At 53.3% G+C, this 6,916-nt stretch carries 6 protein-coding genes and 1 rRNA gene; 5 read left to right on the top strand and 2 right to left on the bottom strand.

Features of this window, described 5'->3' with window-relative positions; genetic code table 11:
* Positions 1–3: 3 nt before the first annotated feature.
* The 4 genes from rrf to prpB all read left to right on the top strand — a co-directional run bounded on the left by rrf (position 4) and on the right by prpB (position 3,972).
* Positions 4–120, top strand: a 5S ribosomal RNA gene (rrf, locus tag BLU70_RS03715).
* A gap of 254 nt (positions 121–374) precedes the next feature.
* Positions 375–1,508, top strand: coding sequence for a citrate synthase (mmgD, locus tag BLU70_RS03710; RefSeq protein ID WP_074692064.1), 1,134 nt, complete (start codon positions 375–377; stop codon positions 1,506–1,508).
* 67 nt (positions 1,509–1,575) lie between these two features.
* Positions 1,576–3,027: a bifunctional 2-methylcitrate dehydratase/aconitate hydratase gene (locus BLU70_RS03705; protein ID WP_074692061.1), complete on the top strand. Its 1,452-nt coding sequence runs from the start codon at positions 1,576–1,578 to the stop codon at positions 3,025–3,027.
* A 27-nt stretch (positions 3,028–3,054) separates the two neighbouring features.
* A complete protein-coding gene (gene prpB, locus BLU70_RS03700) occupies positions 3,055–3,972 on the top strand; it encodes a methylisocitrate lyase (protein WP_074692058.1) in 918 nt (305 codons plus the stop codon).
* 3 nt (positions 3,973–3,975) lie between these two features.
* Here the strand turns inward: prpB and BLU70_RS03695 are convergent, their stop codons facing one another.
* Positions 3,976–4,878: a LysR substrate-binding domain-containing protein gene (locus BLU70_RS03695; RefSeq protein ID WP_143027474.1), complete on the bottom strand. Its 903-nt coding sequence runs from the start codon at positions 4,876–4,878 to the stop codon at positions 3,976–3,978.
* Positions 4,879–4,932: 54 nt separating this feature from the next.
* Here BLU70_RS03695 and ilvA point away from each other — a divergent pair, with 54 nt between their 5' ends.
* Positions 4,933–6,189, top strand: coding sequence for a threonine ammonia-lyase (gene ilvA / locus BLU70_RS03690; RefSeq protein ID WP_006446088.1), 1,257 nt, complete (start codon positions 4,933–4,935; stop codon positions 6,187–6,189).
* 159 nt (positions 6,190–6,348) lie between these two features.
* Here ilvA and BLU70_RS03685 read toward each other — a convergent pair whose 3' ends face one another.
* On the bottom strand, positions 6,349–6,873 hold the full coding sequence (locus BLU70_RS03685) for a DUF2076 domain-containing protein (RefSeq protein WP_244885107.1): 525 nt from the start codon (positions 6,871–6,873) through the stop codon (positions 6,349–6,351).
* Positions 6,874–6,916 lie beyond the last annotated feature (43 nt).

The raw sequence follows: 6,916 nt of genomic DNA, 5'->3' as shown, positions 1-6,916 counted from the left end.
TAGTCTGGTGACCATAGCGGAGGGGAAACACCCGTACCCATCCCGAACACGGACGTGAAGACCTCCAGCGCCGAGAATACTTGTCTCGAGAGGGACTGGGAAGGTAGGTCGTTGCCAGGCAAGCGAGGACAGAGTCAGGCGAAGTTGCCTGGCTCTGTTTTGCTATATGCAGCATTCCCCGCCCACATCCCCGAAAACACAAAGCTCATCCCGACCGAGTGCATCTGTACGCAAGGCTGAAGGCTCATACGATAAGTACGAGGAGAGACCCAATCTGGTTTGCCGCGTCTAACTATAGTCACACTGGATCTTAGCGCAAGTTCGAGTAAACGGTTACAGTAATCTTGGTAAGTTCGTGATGGGGAGATGAAGCCATGTCCATCGAATCGTACAAACCAGGTTTAGAGAACGTGATCGCATGTGAAACGTCCATATCGTATCTGGATGTCGAGCATGAGGAAATCGTCATACGAGGGTACGACTTGATTGATCTCGCTAGGCAATTGTCTTATGTCGACGTGATTGGTTTGCTACTGGATGGACGACTGCCTTCGCCTGACGAACGGGTGACGATTGAACAGATGTTGTCGGAGCAGGCTCATCTGCCTGAAGGTATTTATGCCATCTTAAGCAGTTTACCCGCTTCGACACACCCGATGGACGCCTTGCGCACCGGTGTATCCGCGCTCTCAGGGTTTGATCCAGAACTCGCAAATGCTTCTGTTGAGGCCAATCGGCGACGGGCGTTCCGGCTACTTGCGCTCGTACCGCAAATCGTAGCGAACAGCTATCACATCGCTCGCGGTGAAGGCCTTGTGCAGCCGCGCTCAGATTTGTCGTTTGTCGCGAATTGCTTATATATGATCACGAAACGCGAGCCAAGTGCCGCGGAGGAACGCTATTATAACCAAGTACTGATGGTTTACTGTGAACACGAACTGCCAAACTCTACGTTCGCCGCTCGCGTCATTGCCTCGACGCAATCGGACATGTATGGGGCGTTGACTGGTGCTGTGGCATCATTGAAGGGACCTCTACACGGAGGCGCGAATGAGGCCGTGATGAACATGCTCCTTGAGGCGCAAACGGTGGAAGGGTTTGAACGGCTCGTCCGAACGAAGCTTGCGAACAAGGAAAAGATCATGGGATTTGGGCACCGAGTTTACATGCGCAAGAGCGATCCGCGTGCACTTTTAATGAAAGAGGCACTAAGGGAAATGTCCGAGGCCTCGGGCGATGATCGTTTGTATCACATGTGTCTTGCAGGTGAAGAAATTGTGCGGGAGGAGAAAGGGCTGTTTCCCAATCTCGACTACTATGCAGCACCTGTCATGCACCTGCTAGGCATTCCGGTTGAACTGTTTACACCTGTGTTTTTTGCGGCGCGCGTCGTCGGACTGGCTGCGCATGTGACGGAGCAGTTGGAGCACAATCGTTTATTTAGGCCCCGCGTTTTGTACACTGGCCCACGCGGGAATAAAGTTTCACAAATCATCGCGGACAACTAACGATACGAGACTTGATGACTGGATTGGCGGGCTATAGGTTTTCATCACACGGAGGGTGTTAGTAGGTATGGCTACAGAGGATGCAGTACATGACAATCATCGCGGCACCACAGACGACGTTCTCGTCAACATTACGGACTATGTCCTAGGATTAGGGCAAGCAAGTGAAGAGGCTGTGGAAACAGCACGCTACGTCCTTATGGACACGCTCGGTGTGGGTATGCTGGCTTTGCGGTTTCCCGAGTGCGCGAAACACATTGGTCCATATGTGCCAAACTTTAGCGTTTCGTTAGGAGCCCGCGTACCCGGCACGAAATACGAACTGGATCCGGTGCAGGCGGCATTTAATATTGGTGTGATGATCCGCTGGCTAGACTACAACGATACTTGGCTGGCGGCAGAGTGGGGACATCCTTCTGACAATCTAGGTGCCATTTTGGCAGTGGCCGATTACATGAGCCGGCAAAATCGGTTACACGGTAAACCACCATTGACCATCAGGCAGTTGCTTGAGCGCATGGTACAAGCACATGAGATCCAGGGTGTGCTGGCTCTGGACAATAGTTTGAATCGTCGCGGGATCGATCACGTCCTATTTGTCAAAGTGGCTTCTACAGCGGTCGCTACAGCGATGCTTGGTGGCAACAAGGAGCAGGTGTTGAATGCTGTCTCAAACGCCTGGATTGACAATGGACCTCTTCGAACGTATCGCCATGCACCCAATACCGGATCGCGCAAGTCATGGGCCGCAGGTGATGCGACTAGCCGTGCAGTGTGGCTCGCCTTCATGGCCCTCCGTGACGAAATGGGCTATCCAAACGCGCTTACGGCACCAAAGTGGGGATTTCAGGACGTTGTCATGGGCGGCAAAGAGATCGTGCTCGCGCGGCCACTCGCTTCGTATGTCATGGAGAATGTATTGTTTAAAATCTCGTTTCCAGCTGAATTTCACGCGCAAACAGCCGTCGAATGTGCACTTCAGTTGCATGAACAGGTTGCGGGTCGCATTGACGAGATCGAGCGAATTGTCATTACGACGCACGAGTCGGCGATTCGCATCATTGATAAGAAGGGGCCATTGTACAATCCGGCGGATCGCGATCACTGTCTGCAGTATATGACGGCAATCGGACTTTTGTATGGGCATCTTACGGCAGATCACTACGAGGACGAGACGGCAGAAGATCCGCGCATCGATTGGCTACGCGAACGTATGGAAGTCATCGAGGATGTTCAATACAGTCGTGATTACCTCGATCCTGACAAACGTTCCATCGCAAACGCTGTACAGGTGTTTTTCCACGACGGATCGCATACAGAGAAGGTCGTGTGCGAGTATCCGATTGGCCATCGTCGGCGTCGTGCGGAGGGCCTTCCGAAGATTGTGGAGAAATTTCGAGCAAATTTGGCGACCCGGTTTCCACAAAAACGCGTCGATCGCATTGTCGGTCAATGTCTTGATACGCAATCTCTGTACGAAATGGGCGTAGATGAGTTTGTTCAACTGTTCGTCATTTGATGTTCGTGTTTTGAGGAGGAATAGCTTGTGGCCTGGTTGGTTGAACAACAGCCCAGTCAGGAAGAACTGGCACAACAGTTTTTAAAACGCATTTCAGAAGTTGACATACTTAAAATTCCGGGCGCACACGATGGACTGGCTGCGCGCATTGCCAAGCAGGTCGGCTTTGAAGCCTTGTATCTGTCAGGAGCGGCGTATACGGCAAGCCGAGGATTGCCCGATCTCGGCATCGTGTATTCGAATGAGGTGGCGGAACGTGCAGCGGATCTTGTCCGCGCTTCTGGGTTGCCCGTGTTGGTCGACATTGACACAGGGTATGGCGGCGTTCTCAACGTGGCGAGAACCGCAAAGGAAATGGTGGAGGCACGCGTAGCTGCCGTGCAGATAGAAGACCAAGTCATGCCGAAAAAATGCGGCCATCTGAACGGTAAGCAGGTCGTTGAGCCATCCGAGATGATTGAGAAAATCCACATGCTGAAGACTGCCGCTCCGACGCTGGTCGTCGTTGCCCGTTCGGACGCGAAGAGTGTTGAGGGTATCGACGCGATGATTGAGCGCGCAAATCGGTACGTTGAAGCAGGGGCAGACGCCATTTTCCCTGAGGCTTTGGCGAGTGAAGAGGAGTTTCAGTACGTTGCCAAACGCGTACAGGCACCGCTTCTGGCCAATATGACAGAATTCGGTCGGACACCTTACTATTCAGCCGAGCAATTTCAGTCTTGGGGATATCGCATGGTGATTTACCCTGTAACAAGTTTACGTGTCGCAGCGCATGCCGTGGAGCTCGTCTATCGTGAACTCGCCGAGCATGGTACACAAAAGGCGTTTGAGTCAGCGATGTTGACGCGGCAGGCGCTGTATGAAGCCATACGCTATTATGATTATGAAGCCCTTGACACGCATATCGCACAGACGGTGCTCGAAGGCCACATGAAGAAGAAGTGACACTTACGTGAGAGCATCTTCATTGAAATTGATACCTCCACGCGCATGTGCGAGAAAGTGATCAATCAAGATTTGCTTAGGGCCATGGGCGTTCGCAATGAGTGAAATGTTCCACGTGCATGCGGATTCGAGCGGCAGGTAGGTGACCCCTTCCGCATGCAGATGTGTGAACGATAGGGGAATCAATGCGACGCCCATGTTTGCTGCGACAAACGCAACAATGGTTAAAATCTCCGGAGCTTCGACCGCCACTCGTGGCACAAATCCAGCTTCCTTGCAACACAGTGTTACAATTTCGTAGTAACCGGATCCGCTGCGGTACGGCGTGAGAATGAACGGGTGCGGAGCGAGATCGCCAAGGGATACCGCCGCCTTGTGAGCGAGCGGGTGTGAACCGGGTAGTGCCGCCACCAAGGGCTCCTCGGCGATACCTTTGCAAACCAGGTTGGGATTGGCCACCGCTCCGCGGACGAGACCGACGTCGATTTTGCCATCATAGAGTGCCTGCATTTGTTCCGTACTTTTCATTTGTCGCAACTCGATGTGTACTTCGGGAAAGTGCAGGCGAAACGTTTGAAGAATGGCCGCCACCCGATAGGTCAGGGATCCAACAAAGCCAATCGATAAGCTTCCTTTTCGTCCTACGTGAAACTGCTCGGCCTCGCGTCGGGCCTGTTCCGTGGCAGTGAGGATTTCCCGGGCTTTCTCCAAATAGACTTGTCCGGCGGCCGTCAGTTCGACATGATGTCGATCTCGCGCAAACAACGGAAACCCTAGCATTTCTTCCAACTCTCGGATTTGCCGACTCAGCGGTGATTGTGAAATGTGTAAGCGCTCGGCCGCGCGGCTGAAGTTCAACTCTTCAGCGACAGCGACAAAATAGCGGAGATGTCTGAACTCAATCATGCCAATCACCTTCCATCATCTTGACGGCGCTATTGTATCACGAGCGCTCTTGTCATGCGTTTGCGGGAGGTAAAGGAGGCGGTCTACTTGTTAAACGTACCTGCACCAACGGCGGCAGATGTCGATGCGGCCCGTGAGCGGTTGCGCGATCGCGTCTTGTATACGCCGCTCGACTATTCCGAGACATTCTCGCAGTTGTCCGCCAACGATGTTTACCTGAAGCTCGAGAACCTACAAAAGACGGGATCCTTTAAGTTGCGAGGAGCTTACAACAAGATTTCCACGTTGACCACAGATGAACAGGCACGTGGCGTGATCGCAGCTTCCGCCGGCAATCACGCGCAGGGTGTCGCGTATGCCGCGCGTGGCAAAGGTGTCCCCTGCACGATCGTCATGCCGGAAGGCGCGAGCCTTGCCAAGGTGATGGCGACGCAGCGCTATGGCGCGCGCGTCGTTTTGCACGGGAACGATTACGATGAGGCATACGCCCACGCTAAGCAACTGGCGGACGCCGAAGGTCTCACATATATTCACGCGTTTGACGATCCGTACATCATCGCGGGGCAGGGGACGATAGGGTTGGAAGTCTTGGAACAACTGCCGGATGTCGGAGCCATTGTCATCCCGATGGGCGGCGGCGGCCTTGCTACTGGGATTGCGTTGGCGGTCAAATCGCGGCGTCCAGACATCAAGATTATTGGTGTCCAGGCACAAGCTGTACCATCGTTCGTCCATGCACTCGAGCGAGGCCAAATCGACGCTGTCCAGGGTCAGCCGACGATTGCCGATGGCATCGCCGTCAAACGTCCCGGCGCGTTGACGTTTGATCTCGCCAGACGTTATATCGACGACGTCGTCACGGTGGACGAGGATGAGATTGCGCGGGCGATGATTTATTTACTTGAGCGTTGCAAGCTTGTCGCCGAGGGTGCCGCTGCGGCAGGCATTGCGGCAACGATTTTCCGAAAGATCCCGAACAACCTAGGGAAAGTTGTCTGTGTTCTCTCAGGCGGCAACGTCGATGTCGTTGTGTTGTCACGCATCATCGAGCACGGCTTGACAGAAGCCGGCCGTTACCTGCGCCTTGCGGTCACCATTCAGGACAGAGTGGGAGCCTTGCGGGATGTGCTGGATATCGTGGCTCGGCATCGCGCCAATGTATTGACCGTGCACCATCAGCGTGTCGGATCGCACATTCATCTCGGGCAGACAGAAGTGGAGATCGATTTGGAAACGCGCGATCACGCCCATATTCAATTGCTGTGTGACGCGTTGAAACAGGCTGGTTACACGCCAACCCTTCGCGACTAGCAGGATGGATATCAATAAATTCCCTTTTTTGCACGATATGTAGTCAGGGTGGTTCAAAGCATAGAAAACAGGCCTTTACTTCGTGAATGGCGCGATGACCACAGTCTGATGTCGCGCACATTGCAAAGCAAAGGCCGTTTTATGCAAAACATATTTCGGTTAAACCCAGTTGTCTCCATTGTTATCATTGAACGAGTCGTTTTGGAACGGGTCATCATTAGTTGGGAAGTCCACCTGGTTGTCCCAACTGTTTGGGCCCATATCGCCATATGGCCCTTGGTCATAAGGGCCATTGTTCCAATCGGCGCCCCCGTACTGATCCATGCCAATTTCCCGCTGCAATTGATCGATCTCATCTTGCTGAATAATGTTCTGCTGCATCAGCTCGTTGATCATCTGCTGATCTTCCATCTGGCGAAACATGTCGTATTGCATCATGTCGATCCGCCCTTGTTCCAACAGGTAACTGAGCAGCGCACCAGCCGCCATGCCGCCGAGAAACGATCCGGTCCGCCCAAAACCGCCCGTATACCCCGGCGTGCTGTACGGCGGGGTCACATCGTAATACTGGTTGTCGCGAAACCCGTTGTTTTGAAACGGTCCTCTACGATAGCCGTTCCCAGCTTGATTTCGCCTTGCCAACAACACGACAAGCAAAATGACGATCACGACAAGCAAAATCACGACCAAGATGTTTCACCTCTCGCTTTGATGTACTCATCATACC

The sequence above is a fragment of the Alicyclobacillus hesperidum genome, assembly GCF_900107035.1.
Classification (GTDB): Bacteria; Bacillota; Bacilli; order Alicyclobacillales; family Alicyclobacillaceae; genus Alicyclobacillus; species Alicyclobacillus hesperidum.
This window is presented reverse-complemented; position numbering and strand designations above follow the sequence as displayed.